Source organism: Pedobacter jeongneungensis (assembly GCF_039538295.1).
Classification (GTDB): Bacteria; Bacteroidota; Bacteroidia; order Sphingobacteriales; family Sphingobacteriaceae; genus Pedobacter; species Pedobacter jeongneungensis.
Map to the genome: position 1 here is coordinate 279,978 of NZ_BAABBY010000007.1, position 16,733 is coordinate 296,710.

15 protein-coding genes and 1 riboswitch are annotated in these 16,733 nt (G+C 39.4%); of the genes, 8 read left to right on the forward strand and 7 right to left on the reverse strand.

What is annotated here, in order from left to right; all coding sequences use genetic code 11:
- Positions 1-144: 144 nt before the first annotated feature.
- The 3 genes from ABD769_RS15420 to panC all read right to left on the reverse strand — a co-directional run bounded on the left by ABD769_RS15420 (position 145) and on the right by panC (position 2,549).
- Positions 145-1,128: a lysylphosphatidylglycerol synthase transmembrane domain-containing protein gene (locus ABD769_RS15420; protein WP_344852294.1), complete on the reverse strand. Its 984-nt coding sequence runs from the start codon at positions 1,126-1,128 to the stop codon at positions 145-147.
- Positions 1,129-1,132: 4 nt separating this feature from the next.
- Positions 1,133-1,483: an aspartate 1-decarboxylase gene (gene panD / locus ABD769_RS15425; RefSeq protein WP_205057665.1), complete on the reverse strand. Its 351-nt coding sequence runs from the start codon at positions 1,481-1,483 to the stop codon at positions 1,133-1,135.
- A gap of 220 nt (positions 1,484-1,703) precedes the next feature.
- The gene (panC, locus tag ABD769_RS15430; RefSeq protein WP_344852295.1) at positions 1,704-2,549 is read right to left on the reverse strand and encodes a pantoate--beta-alanine ligase; all 846 of its coding nucleotides are present in this window, start codon (positions 2,547-2,549) and stop codon (positions 1,704-1,706) included.
- A gap of 149 nt (positions 2,550-2,698) precedes the next feature.
- Here panC and ABD769_RS15435 point away from each other — a divergent pair, with 149 nt between their 5' ends.
- Both ABD769_RS15435 and ABD769_RS15440 read left to right on the forward strand, forming a co-directional pair.
- Complete coding sequence (locus ABD769_RS15435) at positions 2,699-3,523, forward strand: glycogen/starch synthase (protein WP_344852296.1); 825 nt, start codon at positions 2,699-2,701, stop codon at positions 3,521-3,523.
- Between the two features lie 21 nt (positions 3,524-3,544).
- Complete coding sequence (locus tag ABD769_RS15440) at positions 3,545-4,966, forward strand: DUF4270 domain-containing protein (RefSeq protein ID WP_344852297.1); 1,422 nt, start codon at positions 3,545-3,547, stop codon at positions 4,964-4,966.
- Between the two features lie 204 nt (positions 4,967-5,170).
- On the opposite strand, the gene ABD769_RS15445 is transcribed toward ABD769_RS15440, so the two are convergent.
- Both ABD769_RS15445 and mutY read right to left on the reverse strand, forming a co-directional pair.
- On the reverse strand, positions 5,171-5,608 hold the full coding sequence (locus ABD769_RS15445; protein ID WP_344852298.1) for a single-stranded DNA-binding protein: 438 nt from the start codon (positions 5,606-5,608) through the stop codon (positions 5,171-5,173).
- A gap of 55 nt (positions 5,609-5,663) precedes the next feature.
- Positions 5,664-6,725, reverse strand: a complete 1,062-nt coding sequence (gene mutY / locus ABD769_RS15450; RefSeq protein WP_344852299.1) for an A/G-specific adenine glycosylase — start codon at positions 6,723-6,725, stop codon at positions 5,664-5,666.
- 169 nt (positions 6,726-6,894) lie between these two features.
- Between mutY and ABD769_RS15455 the strand changes: the two genes are divergently transcribed.
- The 5 genes from ABD769_RS15455 (at position 6,895) to ABD769_RS15480 (ending at position 12,726) form a co-directional block, all read left to right on the forward strand.
- Positions 6,895-7,197 (forward strand): HU family DNA-binding protein, encoded by a 303-nt coding sequence (locus ABD769_RS15455; protein WP_025143406.1) that lies wholly within the window; start codon positions 6,895-6,897, stop codon positions 7,195-7,197.
- 11 nt (positions 7,198-7,208) lie between these two features.
- On the forward strand, positions 7,209-8,087 hold the full coding sequence (locus ABD769_RS15460; RefSeq protein WP_344852300.1) for a tetratricopeptide repeat protein: 879 nt from the start codon (positions 7,209-7,211) through the stop codon (positions 8,085-8,087).
- A gap of 281 nt (positions 8,088-8,368) precedes the next feature.
- Positions 8,369-9,919, forward strand: a complete 1,551-nt coding sequence (locus ABD769_RS15470; protein ID WP_113949101.1) for an Rne/Rng family ribonuclease — start codon at positions 8,369-8,371, stop codon at positions 9,917-9,919.
- Between the two features lie 634 nt (positions 9,920-10,553).
- Positions 10,554-11,930, forward strand: a complete 1,377-nt coding sequence (gene radA / locus ABD769_RS15475; RefSeq protein ID WP_344852301.1) for a DNA repair protein RadA — start codon at positions 10,554-10,556, stop codon at positions 11,928-11,930.
- 331 nt (positions 11,931-12,261) lie between these two features.
- Complete coding sequence (locus tag ABD769_RS15480) at positions 12,262-12,726, forward strand: DUF4920 domain-containing protein (protein WP_344852302.1); 465 nt, start codon at positions 12,262-12,264, stop codon at positions 12,724-12,726.
- Between the two features lie 209 nt (positions 12,727-12,935).
- On the opposite strand, the gene ABD769_RS15485 is transcribed toward ABD769_RS15480, so the two are convergent.
- Entirely contained in the window at positions 12,936-14,000 is a 1,065-nt protein-coding gene (locus tag ABD769_RS15485; RefSeq protein WP_344852303.1) for a branched-chain amino acid aminotransferase, read from the reverse strand.
- Between the two features lie 139 nt (positions 14,001-14,139).
- Complete coding sequence (locus tag ABD769_RS15490) at positions 14,140-15,105, reverse strand: tryptophan 2,3-dioxygenase family protein (RefSeq protein ID WP_344852304.1); 966 nt, start codon at positions 15,103-15,105, stop codon at positions 14,140-14,142.
- Positions 15,106-15,169: 64 nt separating this feature from the next.
- Positions 15,170-15,231, forward strand: a riboswitch (Fluoride riboswitch).
- Positions 15,232-15,249: 18 nt separating this feature from the next.
- Here ABD769_RS15490 and ABD769_RS15495 point away from each other — a divergent pair.
- Complete coding sequence (locus ABD769_RS15495) at positions 15,250-16,527, forward strand: voltage-gated chloride channel family protein (protein ID WP_344852305.1); 1,278 nt, start codon at positions 15,250-15,252, stop codon at positions 16,525-16,527.
- Positions 16,528-16,733: the final 206 nt, after the last annotated feature.

Sequence of the window (16,733 nt, forward strand, 5' to 3'; positions counted from 1 at the left end):
TATTTAACCAAAGATAGTAGCACCATGCAGCCACCTAAACCCGGCAGTAGCAGCAGCTCCAGATCCTTCATCTGGACTATAGCGGATAACGGGGCCGGAGTTAACCTGTAAACCACGGAACTGCTTTCCAAAAAAATAATAATGTTAATGATGGTCAGTTTTTTTCGCCAGTACCAAAAACAAACTCAGGCTCCCTAAAATGAGGATAAGCAAAACCTGCGATGAATGGATAATGGTTGAATAGGCCAGCCCGTCTTTAAAAGTGATGCCATAAAGCACGAGGGATTGCGCAACCATCCAGTGGAAAACGCCAATACCGCCCTGAACCGGCGCTGCCATGGCGAAACCGGAAAACACGATGGCAGTAAATGCGGCATTAAAATGCAGCCCGGAAGTAGCCGGGATGGATGAAAAAGCAAAATACATGGATAAACAATAAAATACCCATATCAATAACGTATAAATCAGGAATAATCCCTTTTGTTTCAGTTTGCTGTAAGAACCAAAGCCCTGGCGCAGGCTTACAAAGATGCGCAGAAACTTTTTGCTGAATTTTTGACGGAGAAAATATATGGCTGATGCGATAAGTAACAATATAACAGCACCAATTGCGACCAGCCACCAATAATTAAGGGTATTTACTTTTTTGGCGAGGCTGAGGTAAATGGTGTCGTATAAAAAATCAGCAACAATATCGTGCTGAAAGATCAGCATGGCCAGGCCGGTAATAAAAAGTACGAGTACATCAAAAAGGCGTTCGGTAATTACTGTACCTATTGAGGCAAACATGGGCACTTTTTCTGCTCTATGGATTACAGAGCAACGGCCGATTTCGCCAAAACGCGGCAAGGCAAGGTTGGCCAGGTATCCGATCATTACGGCATGGTAGGCATTCCAGAAACTTACTTTGTAATGAATAGACTGATAAAGCATTTGCCAGCGCAATGCCCGTAAAACGTGGGCAATCCAAACTGCAAATGCCGAAGTGATGACCCAAAAATAATTCGCGGTTTTAATTTCCTGCCAGATCTTCCCTAAATCCTGACCCCGGAACGCTAAATATAATACCCCTACCCCGATTAAAAACAGGATAATGTACTTTAACGCCGTTTTGAGGTCGAATGTCACAAAGTTATTTTAGCAAGTGGTTGTTATCGTCAGGAAAAACCAGGATCGGATTGTACTTTTTAGCTTCTTCTATAGGCAGTGAGCCGTACGACATGATGATGAGAACATCGCCAAGCTGCGCCAAACGGGCTGTAGCACCATTTAAACAGATGGTTCCGGTACCACGTTCGCCTTTAATTACGTAAGTTTCGAAACGTGCACCATTGTTATTATTTACGATCTGCACCTTTTCATTAGCAATAATGTTAGCTGCATCCATCAAATCCTCATCTATCGTAATACTGCCAACATAATTTAATTCGGCTTGTGTTACTCTGACACGGTGTATTTTCGATTTTAATATTGTGATAACCATTTGGCAAAGTTACTAATAAAGCACCGGATGAAAAAAACGGAAAATGTAAGAAGGGTGTAATATGGAAAACGGATGATGGATTATGGATGATGTAAATATGTAAAACGGATGATGGATAATGGTTAAATAGTAGATAGTTTAATGGTTGATGGTTAGCACCCCAGACCATGATCCATAAACTATGAACTATAGCCCCCCATCTTACCTCTCCCATTTTACATCACTTTATAATCATATTATCAATCAATCTTGTCGAACCTACTTTTGCAGCCACCAAAGCAACCAGGTTATTTTCTTCTTTTGATTTTGCAGGTTCCAGGGTATCGCCGTTAGCAATGGTAAAATAATCAAGTTCTACGCCGTTTATGTTATTATAAAATGCTTTGGCTTTTTCTTCCAGTTCTTTTAAACTGTATTCTTGAAAATGATCAATCACAAACTGCAGCGATTTACTCAGCACCAGCGAATTTTTACGATCATTTGCTGATAGATGGATATTGCGGCTGCTCATGGCTAAACCATCATCTTCGCGAATAATAGGGCAGGTAATAATGGTGACAGGCAATTTAAAATAAGCCAGCATATTTTTGATCATCAGCACCTGCTGAAAATCTTTTTGTCCGAACATGGCCACATCGGGTTCCACAGCATCAAAAAGTTTTTTTACAATCTGCGTTACGCCCTGGTAATGGCCTTTTCTAAATTCGCCTTCCAATAAAAATTCTGCATTGCCCAAATCGATATGCCAGGCTTCGTCAGCACCTGTTGGGTACATTTCTTCTACATTGGGCATAAAAACGCCGTTACATCCGGCATCGGCCAACATGGCTAAATCGTGCTCAATGGGGCGTGGATATTTTTCTAAATCTTTAGGATCTGTAAACTGTGTAGGGTTTACAAAAATACTACAGATAATGATATCGGCATTTTGCTGGGCCAGTTTAATCAGCGATATATGGCCATTATGCAGTGCACCCATGGTAGGTACTAAAGCTATTTTTTTAGCTGATGCTTTCAAGGGCTGCAAAAAAGCCTTAAGCGCTGCTTTGGTTTTAAATATTTCCAATTCGGACAATCTAAATTAAAGCCGTAAAGGTGTAAATTAATCTAAACGAAACCAAACAAATGCTTGCTATATTGATAAATAGTATTATTATGCTTACCTTTGCAGCTCATTATCTTTTATTTAACTTAATATTTTCTTAGAATATGGAGATGGCAAAAACGAAGCTGCTGATTGTTACACACGAGATGTCGCCTTTCCTCGAGCTTACTAAAATTTCTGAAATTACGCGCCAGTTACCTCAGGCTATGCAGGAAAAAGGATTCGAAATCCGCATCCTGATGCCAAAATTCGGTAACATCAACGAAAGAAGAAATCGTTTACACGAAGTAATACGCTTGTCGGGAATGAACATCATTATTGATGACAACGATAATCCCTTAATCATTAAAGTAGCCTCCATCCCAGCTGCACGCATGCAGGTTTATTTCTTAGACAACGAAGAATATTTCCAGCGCAAACAGGTATTCAGAGATGCCAGCGGAAAATTCTTCGACGACAATGATGAACGCACTATTTTCTTCTGCAAAGGCGCATTAGAAACGGTTAAAAAATTAGGCTGGGCACCAGATATCGTTCACTGCCATGGCTGGATGAGTGCATTGGTTCCTGCTTACATTAAAACCACTTATAAAAACGATCCTACTTTCAAAAATTCTAAAGTAGTATATTCGATCTATGAGGATGGCTTTACTGAAAAATTAAATGCCGGTTTCGCTTCTAAAGCAGTAATGGCCAACATGACGGAAGATGACACTAAAGCATTTTTGCCGGCAGATTGCGACAGCATGCACATTGGTGCCATAACTCACTCTGATGCAGTGGTTTTAGGCGACGAAAACCTCAGCAAAGATGTGTTAAAATTTGTTAAAGATTCCAATAAGCCAACATTAGCTTTTAACTTAACCGAGAATTTTGAAAACTTCTATACTTTTTATGAAGAAATTTCAAATGATGAATTGGTTTCAGTAGCATAATCAGGTATTATTAATTAAAATATGAAATTTACAAAACAAGACTTATTAACCCTGTTGATAGGTCTTTTTCTTTTTGCATCGTGTAAAAACCCCGATGGTGTTGGTTTAGATGTTGATCCGGGCAGTGCGGTTACTGGAACCCTGGTTGTATCGCCGGTAAAAACACAACTGGTTGAAGAAACTGCAGCAAATACCTTAGGGCAGCCCCGTTATCCGTTAGGTTATATGGTTGATCCTGTTTTTGGTAAAACAGAAGCTGGCATCGCCATGACGGTTTACCCGGTAAGCACCAGTTACGATTTTGGAACAGCGCCCCAACTTGATTCTGCTATTTTAGTATTAAAATTTGATGAATCGAGCACGGTGACCAAATTTTACGGTGATACCACTAACTCTAAATACAGCATAGATGTATTCCAACTGGCCAATACGGTAACCAATTATAAAAGTTCGGATGTGCAGGCCATTAACAATACCTTGTTAGGCAATTTTACAGGCAAACTGGCCCCGAATACCAAAACTAAAGTATATGATATTGTTGCCGGTAAAGCTGATACGTTAAAAGTAGTACCTGCACAGATCAGAATTCCGCTTAACAAAACATTTATCCAGAACAATATTTTAAACCTGGGTACGGCAGGAACTTCTTCAAATGCCAAGTTTATAAATGCGTTTAAAGGATTGTATGCACAGGTAAATAAATCATCATCAACAGGTACAGGTGGTATTGCTTTCTTTAATTTCACAGGTTCCGATTCTTATGTTCAGTTGGTTTGGAAAAAAACCAATTCTTCAAGCGGGGTTGATACGGCAAGTGTAAACTTCCCGATTGGGGCATTAAATACAAGCAGTCAGATTACTGGTGTAGCCGCAAATATTAAACACGATTATGCCGGAACTCCTGTACGCACACAACTTGATGCTTCAGCTGCTTCATATGATGTAACTTACGTGCACGGACTGGCTGGTGTTAAAACAAAAATTAGTTTTGATGAACTAACAGGTTTTACAGGCAGATACGGTAAAGCGATTATCAATAAAGCTGAACTGGTTGTAGAGCTTGGAGGTGGAGCACCGGCATACCCGTTTAATGCGGCACAAAGACTTTCTTTGTACCGTTGGGATATTGCACATCAACCATCCAATATTCCTGATTATAACAATTATGCGGTTAGCTCATCTGGTATATCAGCGGCCGGCGAGGCCCTGTTTGGTGGATATTTTGATTCGACAAAAAACCGTTATATTTTCATCATTACCAGTTATGTGCAAAGCCTGATTGATGGTACACTAAAGGACGAAGGCACTTTTCTGGCGCCAACTTCTTATAACCTTTTCCAGAATGTTCCTACGGCAACTTCTGCAGAAAGATCAATTATTGGAAGTGGTAATGCAGTCACCAATAAAATGAAACTGAATATCTATTATACCAAGATTAATTAATTTTGATATCATTGATTAAAACCTCCTGTTCTTAAAAAGAGCAGGAGGTTTTTTGTTTTACGGGAGAGAGATCTGTTTAACCGGCTTTAACTTCACTGAGGTTCTCATCTGCGTTACACTTCGCCCGAAACAACGTTAACTCAGGAGTTTAAACAAAAAGAGCCACCCTCAGGCAGCTCTCTGTATTAGATTGGTATTTTTTAATTAAAACGGAAGGTCTCCACTTTCATCCGATGGGCCAATGGTAAATTCATCTTCAATTTTCGATTCGGTATTTTGATGCGTGGGCGTAGTGGGGCTTTGTTCAAAATCACTCTTTCTGCCCAGCATGGTAAAGTTTTCGGCAACAATTTCTGTTACATATTTTTTAACCTTTTCTTTGTCTTCAAAGGATCTTGTTCTCAGCTTTCCCTCTATATACACCAATTTACCTTTTTGCAGGTATTTAGAAGCTACTTCGGCCAAACCGCGCCACAATACAATGTTATGCCACTCTGTTTGCTCTACTCTCTTACCGTCTTTGTTGTACGTTTCAGATGTAGCCAACGGAAAACTGGCTACTGTTACGCCACCGTCTAAATGCCGCACTTCAGGGTCTTTGCCTAAATGGCCTACTAAAATAACTTTGTTAATCCCAGACATAAATATTTTTGGTTAGTTGTTTCGTTTAATAAATATACTCAGCCAAGATGGTTAGTTACTCCATTTTATCACTAAAAAAGTATTCCTGTACAAAATCGTGGATTACTTTTGGCTGCGGTAACTCATCTAACTTATTTAAAGAAACCCAATTAAGTTCCTTTTGTTTATTAAAGTTAAATATATAATTTTTTAATGCAAAAAATTGAACGTGTATTATTTGGTGTGTTAATATATGTTTTTTGGCACTGATAAACTCAAAATATGCGTCGTTTCCGAAGGTGCTTTTTACCTGATCTACCAAGAGCCCGTTATCCGTATCTTCATGTGTAAGCATTTCTATGCCCGGAAAATCGTACAGATGCTGCCAGACATCGCCAGCCTGCCTTTCCCTCACCAATACCTGCCCGCCATCAAAACACACAAAATAATTGATGTAACGGTGCTTTTGCGCGGCTTTTTTTTTCTTAACCGGAAGCTCATTTACCATTTTATGGTTAAAAGCATAACAGGTTTGGTTAAGCGGACAAATGCCACAGGCAGGCGATTTAGGTTTGCATTGCATGGCCCCAAATTCCATTATAGCCTGGTTGTACAATGCCGGATCATCCCGGTAAAGCAGTTCATTAGCAAGCGCAAAAAACTCTTTTTTACCTGCCGGAGAATTAATTGCAGTAGCGATGCCGTAATACCTGGATAACACCCGGAATACATTTCCATCTACCACAGCACGTGCCTCTCCAGACGAAAAAGAGGAGATTGCAGCCGCTGTATATTCGCCAATTCCCTTTAACTTTATCAGCTCATCGTGCAGGTTTGGGAAGATTCCGTGGTAATCTTTCACCACAATCTGCGCCGTAGCATGCATATTTCTACCCCGAGAATAGTAGCCCAACCCCTGCCAAAGCTTTAAAACTTTAGCCTCGGTGGCACCGGCAAAATCACTAACAGTTGGAAAATTTTCTAAAAATTTATTGAAATAAGGAAGCCCCTGCTCTACCCTTGTTTGTTGCAATATAACCTCTGCTAACCAGATGGTATAAGCATCATTGGTATGCCTCCAGGGCAGATCTCTCTTGTTTAGCAGATACCAATTGATGAGTTCATTTTGAAATGTCATTACTGCAAATTACGGTGTATTTATCCGATTTAAAAAAAACTTGCAATCGGGTGATAAGTCTGGAGATAAAAAAATCATCTTTTATTTCCCTATCTCATTAAAAAGCAATACTTTTGCAACCCCAAAACAGTAGTAATATTAAAACACATAATATAATAAATAATAAAATATGACTAAGGCAGATATTATTTCAGAAATATCAACAAAAACCGGAATTGAGAAGGTTGATGTACAGGAAACAGTTGAGGCATTTTTCAAGGTTATCAAAACCAGCATGATTGGCGGTGAAAATGTATATGTTAGGGGCTTCGGAAGCTTTGTTGTTAAAAAGAGAGCGCAAAAAACTGCGAGAAATATCTCAAAAAACACTGCAATAATTATCCCGGAACATTTTGTTCCAAGCTTTAAACCAGCAAAAGTATTTGTTGACAAAGTAAAAAGCAATTCAAAAAAAATTAACGTAGAAGCCTAAGTCTTAAATTTATGAATAGCAGCATCAGATCAAAACAAACCATCATTATTGGAGCGATTGTATTGCTTGTTGCCTTTCTATTTACCAGAGACATTAAGGGTTTAGTAAAACCAACTGAAGAAAACGGCAAAATGCCTGCAAACGGTCCAATGGCCGGTACTGCAGCAGCTGCTTCTTCATCGGCACTAAACATCGAAACATCATCTACTGCTGCAAAAAATGTAATCAACAAAAACCTGGCTACAGATATTACGGCTTTAGAAAACACCTACAAAGGTACTAATGGTGCAGAAAAGATCGAAGTTGCAAAACAACTGGCCCAGAAATGGGATGATGTGGAGCAAATTACGCCGTCTGCCCTTTATTTAGAAATTGTTGCCCAGGGCGAACCATCAGCAAAATCGTGGTTGGCAGCTGGTAACCAGTTTATAAAAGCCTTTGAAAGTACACAAGATAGCCTGGCACAACCTGCTTTATTGCAGAAAGCCAATACATCTTACAAAAATGCATTAGAGAAAGACTCTGCAAACATTGAAGCTAAAACAGGCCTAGGTGTAACAATAGTAAACGGCTTAGGTGCACCAATGCAAGGTATTGCGATGTTGCTCGAAGTGGTGGCTAAAGAACCTAAAAATGTTAAGGCGAATATGAATTTAGGCTTATTCTCTATCAAATCAGGTCAGTTTGACAAAGCAATTCCTCGTTTTAAAACTGTAATTGCAGAAGCACCAACGCCTGAAGCTTATTTCTACTTAGGCACCGCCTTAGAAAATTTAGGCAGAAACAAAGAAGCAGTAGATGCTTATTTAGCAAGCAAAAAATTAGCGGCTAACCCAACCTTATCATCTTTTATTGATAAGAAGGTGGCTGAACTAAAGAATAAAAATTAATTAACAGATTAATAAAAACATTTAAAACTTAAAACTATGCCAAGCGGTAAAAAAAGAAAAAGACATAAAATGGCTACCCACAAACGTAAAAAACGTTTAAGAAAAAACAGACATAAGAAAAAATAGTTTCTTATTTTGATTAAGCCAGTTAAACCTCATAGTAAACACTATGAGGTTTAAACAATTATATGATTTTTTTTATTGTATATCTTTCTGGCTATATCAATGTTTTTTATTTACTATCCATTTGTTAATAGGCGAAAGCCTTAAATCTGTAGCTGTTGGTAAAAGAATTAATTATCAATTCGACTCCTGCCGGAGTTACCATAGCGTTGATTGAAGACAAACAACTTGTTGAGCTTCACAAAGAACAAATCAATAATAACTACGCCGTAGGCGATATTTATTTGGGCCGCATTAAAAAAATTATGCCGGGCCTGAATGCTGCTTTCGTGGATGTTGGTTATGAAAAAGATGCCTTTTTGCATTATTTTGATTTGGGCCCTCAGGTGCAATCTTTAATTAAGCTAACTAAGATCAAGCGTAATGGCTCGGTTACAGGCACATTATTAGATAATTTAAAGCTCGAAGCCGATATTAATAAGGCAGGCAAAATTTCTGATGTGCTCAGCAAAAACATGCTCCTACCCGTACAAATTGCCAAAGAGCCAATTTCTACTAAAGGACCACGTTTAAGTTCCGACATTTCGATTGCCGGCAGGTATGTGGTACTGGTGCCATTCTCCAATACCATATCTGTATCAAAAAAAATAAAAAGTAATACCGAACGTAATCGTTTAAAAAAGATTATCGAGAGTATTAAACCCCAAAATTTTGGGGTAATTATCAGAACCGTTTCTGAAGGCAGAGGAGTTGCCGAAATGCAGAAAGATCTTTTGGATCTGATTGCTAAATGGGAAAACTTCATTAAAAAAATACCTTCTACCGAACCTTCAAAAAGAGTTTGGGGAGAAATGGACAGATCATCAACGTTAATACGTGATATTCTGAACCCTGATTTTACAAACGTTTACGTAAGTACACCAGAGTTGTACGATGATATCCGTTCTTATGTACACGATATTTCTCCTGAAATGGAAAAAATCGTAAAACTGTACAAGCAGAAAGAACCCATCTTCGATCACTTCGGGATAGAAAAGCAGATTAAAAATGCTTTCGGAAAAACAGTAAACTTACCCGGTGGCGCCTACCTTGTTGTAGAGCATACCGAAGCACTGCACGTAATAGATGTGAACAGTGGAAACCGTACTGCCAGTAAAGAAAATCAGGAAGAGAATGCTTTACAGGTAAACAAAGAGGCGGCTAAAGAAATTGCCCGTCAACTGCGCTTGCGCGATATGGGCGGTATTGTGGTAATCGATTTTATCGATATGCACAAACCAACAAACCGTAAAATGCTATTCGATTATTTGCGTGAGCTGATGTTATTGGATAGGGCCAAACACACCATTCTGCCTCCGAGCAAATTTGGTTTGGTACAGATTACCCGGCAGCGTGTTCGTCCGGAGATGAATATTGTTACGGTAGAAAAATGTCCGGCCTGCGATGGGACCGGAGAAATTAAAGCGAGTATCGTTTTAATGGATGATATTGAGAACAACCTTAATTATATTTTAAGAGAGCAGAATGAAAAAGGCGTAACCCTTTGCGTACACCCTTACATTGAAGCTTATATTACAAAAGGCATTTTCAACCTTCAGCGCCGCTGGTTCTTTAAATATGGCCAGTGGATTAAAGTGAAGGCACAATCATCGTACTATTTAAATGAGTTTCACTTTATCTCTGCTAAAGACGAAGAGATTAAATTATAACTTAAAAACATTAACCAAAAGCCCGGATCCAAAAATCCGGGCTTTTTTGCTTTAGGTTAATCGGGATTTGCAATCCCGGCTTCCGAACTAAGGAATTTAATCCTTGGTGAATTTACAAATCCCGACCAACGGAGTTCACTATTTTTACGGGAAAAGCAGGGTTCAGCACATTTCGGGCATAGCAGTCCTGCTATCCCTCCAAGTCCTCCTCCATGTCAATTCAGTGCCGGTTTATTGGTAAAGAACCGGAGTGCGGGCTTTCCGTTCTATCAGGTTTATTTTAAAGGAGGACAAAGGCTGTAAATTTTTTTAAACTACAAACTCACATGATAAACCCGATAGAAGTGGAAATACTTTTTAATTGCAGCCACTTAAACCTTTTCAGCTTCAGGCTATAAAACAGATGCTTTGTGCCTCAGCACAACAGCATGTTGTTTAAAAAGATTGGAACAAATAGCGGGGCTGCAGTTACCGACCGGCTCACCCCCTTAAATTTTCCAATAATTCTGACATCCCATATATAAAAACCGCAGAACATAATTTTATCCTCATTAAAAATAACATTAACCCTGATTTAAACCTGTGGGGTTTATCAACAAGAAAGGTTAAATTCGTAATCTAAAATTTTAATCAATTGGCAAAATCAAAAACCGCATATTTCTGTCAGAGCTGTGGCTACGAATCGGCAAAATGGCTGGGCAAATGCCCGTCATGCAATCAATGGAATACTTTTGTTGAAGAAATTGTAGAAAAAAGCCCGGCATCAGTACCTACCTGGAAAAGTGATACCACAAGTCGAAAATTAAGCAAGCCCAGCAAGGTTGATGAAATCCAATCGTCAACTGAGCGAAGAATATTAACGGGCGATAAAGAGCTGGACCGTGTTTTGGGTGGCGGTTTGGTAGAAGGATCTTTAGTATTAATTGGCGGAGAACCGGGTATTGGTAAATCGACCTTAATGCTGCAACTGGCCTTAAATATAAAAGGGAAAAAGTTGCTGTATATTTCGGGAGAAGAAAGCGAACAGCAAATTAAAATGCGGGCCGAAAGGATTCAGGAAAACCCATCGTCTAACTGTTATATTTTAACAGAAACTTCTACACAGAATATTTTTAAACAGATCGAAATTTTGGAGCCTGAGATTTTGGTGGTCGATTCTATCCAGACTTTGCATTCTGCCCATATCGATTCTACACCAGGAAGTGTATCGCAGGTAAGAGAATGTACAGCAGAATTGCTTCGTTTTGCCAAAGAAACCGGAGTGCCTGTATTTTTGATTGGCCATATTACCAAAGACGGAGCCATTGCCGGCCCGAAAATACTCGAACACATGGTAGACACCGTTTTGCAGTTTGAAGGCGACAGACATCATGTTTACCGCATTTTGAGGTCAATTAAAAACCGTTTTGGAGCTGCAGCAGAACTTGGCATCTACGAGATGCAGGGTAGCGGTTTAAGAGAGGTTTCCAATCCGTCAGAAATTTTACTCTCACAACGTGATGAAGAATTAAGCGGCATTGCCATTGCTGCAACTTTAGAAGGCGCCAGACCAATGCTGATCGAAACCCAGGCCTTAGTGAGCCCTGCCGCTTACGGAACGCCCCAACGCTCTGCTACAGGCTTTGATACCAAGAGAATGAACATGCTTTTAGCTGTGTTAGAAAAACGCTGTGGCTTTAGATTAAGCACGCAAGACGTTTTTTTAAATATTGCCGGAGGAATCAGGGTTGAAGATCCTGCCATCGATCTGGCGGTTTTAATTGCCATTATTTCATCGCAACAGGACATTGCAGTTTCCTCAAAGAATTGTTTTGCGGCTGAAGTTGGTCTGTCAGGTGAAATAAGGGCAGTAAACCGCATTGAACAACGAATTGCTGAAGCAGATAAATTAGGTTTCGAAACGATTTATATATCCAAATACAATTTAAAAGGAATCGCAAAAGAAAAATATAATCTTGAGATTAAAGCGGTAAGTAAGATAGAAGAGGTATTTAGTCTTGTTTTCGGCTAAGCCAGATTGGGGAAAAATTTCAACATATTTTTTAGCATTGGTGATAAAGTTCCCCATTTCCACAGTCTTAATATCATACAGCCAAATCAACAAAAACATACAAACAACTGATTTCCATTGCATTACAATATAATGCAACAAGAATGATACTTTTGGATTCAGGTTTGCCTATAATATCGTGTTGTACATCATAGGATGTGATATACACGAAAATAGGGATGATTTTCCTCGTTAACGGATGTTAACGGGGATTTTTTTTGGAACACTATTTAGAAAAATTTTAAATAACTTTGAAAAAGATAACATCGGAATAATCATAAATCACTAAAAGATGAAAAAAATCATTTTAAGCCTGAGCTTTTGCCTGTTTACAGCATTTGCATTTGCACAGGCTGCTTACACCGGTCAAAAATTTGGAGAAGAAGTAAAACCTGGTGATGTAAAACCTGCCGCCAAAATGGAAGCTGCCATGGGTGATAAGAAAACTGTGGATATGAAAATTGAAGGCAAGGTAGTAGATGTGTGCAAGAAAAAAGGTTGCTGGATGACTTTGGAAATGCCAAACGGCGATCCGATGCGGGTAACTTTTAAAGATTATGCTTTCTTTATGCCAATGGATATCGTTGGAAAAAAAGTAGTTTTAGATGGCCTGGCTAAAAAACAAACCATTTCTGTTGAAACTTTACGTCATTATGCAGAAGATGCTAAAAAATCTCCTGAAGAAGTAGCAAAAATTACAGATCCTAAAAAGGAACTGGCTTTTGAAGCTAAAGGTGTGGTGATTTTGGATAAATAAAGCAGTCAGAAAGCCGAAATCTGAGGTCAGAAGCAACTATGGTTCATTCAAAAAGCGCCGTCATCTCGACCGAAACGCAGTGGAGCGGAGAGATCTATTTTGAGATAGATTTCTCGACTGCGTTGCACTCCGCTCGAAATGACGATAATAAAAAACAAAACCCCGATGCATATTCTGTATCGGGGTTCTATCTTTAATAAGGTTTCGGATTACAAAACCCAGTTCCAGCCAAATTCATCAGGCGCCAAACCGTAACGGATATCGTTTAGTTTTTTAGCAATACCATTAGAAATGTGTCTTGTTGATGGATCAGTTAATTTATAAACCTGACCATTGTAGCCCATTTCGCCAACATGTGTTACTGTAGCAGCAGTTCCCGCAGCAAAAGCTTCGGTTAAGCTACCGTTTTCAATGCCTTCAATTACCTCTTTTACAGAAACCCTACGCTCTTCAACTTCCACTCCAGCATCTTTTGCCAGTTTAATGATGGTATCGCGTGTAACGCCATCTAAAACGGTGCTGCGTACAGATGGGGTAACCAGTTTACCGTTAATTACAAAAAGCAGGTTAGCAGTTCCCGCCTCTTCAATAAACTCATGGGTTACAGAATCTGTCCAGATTAATTGATCGTAACCTTCTTTTTTAGCCTGCTCAAACGGATATAATGAACGCGCATAGTTTCCGGCAGTTTTGGCAAAACCTACACCACCTTCATCAGCACGTGTAAATTCAGTTTCAATCTTAACTTTTAATGCGCTGCTGTAATATGGACCAGTTGGGGTAGTTAATAAAGCAAATTTATAAGTATCAGATGCTTTAACTCCTAAATACGGATCCATGGCGAACATTACCGGACGGATATACAATGCATAATCTTCCTGGTTAGGTACCCATTGCTCATCAACATTGATTAAGGCAGCCAAACCCTGCATAAAAATTTCTTCGGGAATGGTTGGCATCGACATTCTTGCTGCCGATTTATTAAAACGTTCAAAGTTTTTATCGGCACGGAACACGCTGATTCTTCCATCAGGCTGGCGATAAGCTTTTAATCCTTCGAAAATTGCCTGGCCATAATGAAGTGCAGAAATTGCAGGGCTCATCGGAATCGGGCCATATGGAAGAATCTGTAAATTTTTCCATTCGCCATCTTCGTAATCGGCAGTAAACATGTGATCGGTAAAAACCTTACCGAACGGTAATTGCGAAAAATCAGTAACAGTTAAACGTGTTTCGTCTGCTTTAGTGATTTTTATATCTAATGTCTCGGTCATACTAGTTTAATTTTGAATAACTGATTTTTGAATGAGGGAATGGATTTGCATCACGCAATTCAATCATTCTCTGATTCAATCCTTAATTATTTCGCGCAAATTAGTAAAAAACAGCTTTTTTTAATAGCTTTTTATAATATTAATCTTTGTTTTTGAGTGTTTTAAGTACACTAAGCACCCAGCCCTTACCCCATTCTTCCATCTGTTCATCAGTCCATAAGAAGGGATAAAAAATTCTTTTTTGAAAACGCGGAGGCAAATATTTCTGCCAGTTGGTTCCACCGGTTGCTGCAACATCAACAGGATCTTTTTCCAAATAGCGCACGGCTGATTTATAATGCGACAATGGCCATTCTACATTTACATACAGATCCAGCTTGCGTAATTCTTCAGCAAGAGCCGTAACATCTGCTCCATTGGCTTGCAACTGTTGGTATAGTGACGAAAAATTAGTTAAAGAACGATCTTTCGCCAGCTGTAAAAATTGAGCAGCATATTTTTTAATAAACTGTTTTAAAGTTAAAGTCTGCTTGCCCGAGGCCAGTTCTGTTGCGCCGAATTTCCAGTAAATATTTTCAAATTGTTCTTCTATGGTTGCTGTGCTTAATTCTTTGCGTTTCGATTTATCTACCAAACGAATAAAATCAGTTGCACAGATTTCGATCATTCTATACTGACCGGACTGGAAACCGCTGGCAGGTAACAGCGACATACGAAACTTTAAAAACTGTTCTTTTTCCATCCCATCAACCATCACCTCAAAAGAAGTGGTTAAGGCATTAAAATAAGCATTGATCCGTTTTACGCGTGCGGTAAAAAATTCGACAGTTAAATTTTCATGTTCAGCAATCTGCGTACATTCATGCAGTGCAAGCTTAAAATAAAGCTCGGTGATCTGGTGGTACATGATGAAAATTTCTTCATCAGGAAATGGTGTTTTCGGGCTTTGGAGGCTTAATAAAGTATCTAAGTGGATATAATCCCAGTAGGTTAGGAAATCGGCATACAACAATCCGTCGAGGTAAGAAGCCATATCCTGTCCCATTGCCGTGTACTTTTCTTGTAGTTGGTTTAGTTTGTCTTTTATTTCTGGTGTGAAATCCATGGTTTGAAGTTAGCTGCACAAAGGTGATAAAGATTTTGTAACAAATGACTAAATTTTATACATTTGAAACGATGGCGATGGGGTGCCGCCAAAACCGCCAGACAGGCTGATGACTCCTACGATTTTATTTAAAATTGATTTAAAATGCCTGTTAAAAAATTAACAGAAGGATTTCTTCTGTCTGCTAAAAATTTCTTCCGCTTCGATTTTGGATTACTTTTATTAAGCACCTTAAAGTGGTTACTGATTTCTGCCCTATTGGGAGTTATTATCGGCTCTGCCTCTGCCTTGTTTCTAAGCACTTTAACCTGGGCAACCAATTACCGCGAGCAACACCTTTGGATAATTGCCTTTTTGCCCCTTGCAGGCTTAATGATTGGCCTGACCTATCATTATTGGGGAGCATCGGTGGTTAAAGGGAACAACCTTTTAATTGAAGAACTCCAATCGCCTAAAAAAGTAATCCCGATTATTATGGCACCGCTCATTTTTGCGGGCACTATTATTACCCATTTATTCGGCGGCTCGGCGGGTAGAGAAGGTACAGCAGTACAAATTGGCGGAGCATTTGCCGATCAGTTTACAAAATTATTAAAACTGAAAGCAAGGGACAGAAAAATAATCCTTATTTGTGGGATCAGTGCAGGTTTTGCCTCTGTTTTCGGCACACCATTGGCCGGAGCGGTATTTGGCCTGGAGGTTTTTATTGTCGGGAGTTTAACTTATAACGCTATCCTACCCTCTTTTATTACGGCTGTTATAGCCGATTATGCCTGTAAAGCCTGGGGTGTTGGCCATACGCATTATGCTATAGCCGCTGTACCTGAAATGGACTCGGTCAATCTATTGCTATCGTTAGGTGCCGGAATATTGTTCGGACTTACTGCAAGAAGTTTTTCTACATTAAACCATGGCTTATCAAACCTTTTTGCAAAGATTAAATATCCTCCTTTGAGACCATTTATTGGCGGTATTATTTTAATTGCAATTATTTACCTGATCGGCAATACGCGTTACATTGGCTTGGGCATTCCGGTTATTTCGGAAGCTTTTACACAACAGGAAGCTTATTATACTTTTGCCATAAAATTATTTTTAACAGCACTTACGCTAAGCGCAGGTTTTAAAGGTGGCGAAGTAACCCCGCTATTTTTTATCGGCGCCACATTGGGTAGTTTTTTAAGTTTCTTTATTCCCCTGCCTTTTGGCTTATTGGCAGGAATGGGCTTTGTTGCCGTATTTGCAGGAGCCGCGAACACGCCGTTGGCCTGTATTTTTATAGGCGTAGAACTATTTGGTACAGCATCGGGTGTCTATATTGCACTGGCTTGCGTTACCGCATATCTATTTTCGGGCCATACCGGGATTTACAGATCGCAAACCATTGGTGCGCCGAAACATTTATTATTGAGGAGGAGGTAGCGGATGGCGATTAGCGTAAAGCGTTTGCGGGGTGTCTCTGCGGTATTATAAATCAGTGGGAAACCAAGATTTAAAAGTCTCCCGCAGATTTTGCTGATCGACGCAGCGTTAATTCCGTCATCTCGACTGAAGCGCAGCGAAATGGAGAGATCTATCTTGCATAAAGACCCTTAAACAAGTTCAGGGTGACGATTTGCTGGAGAGAT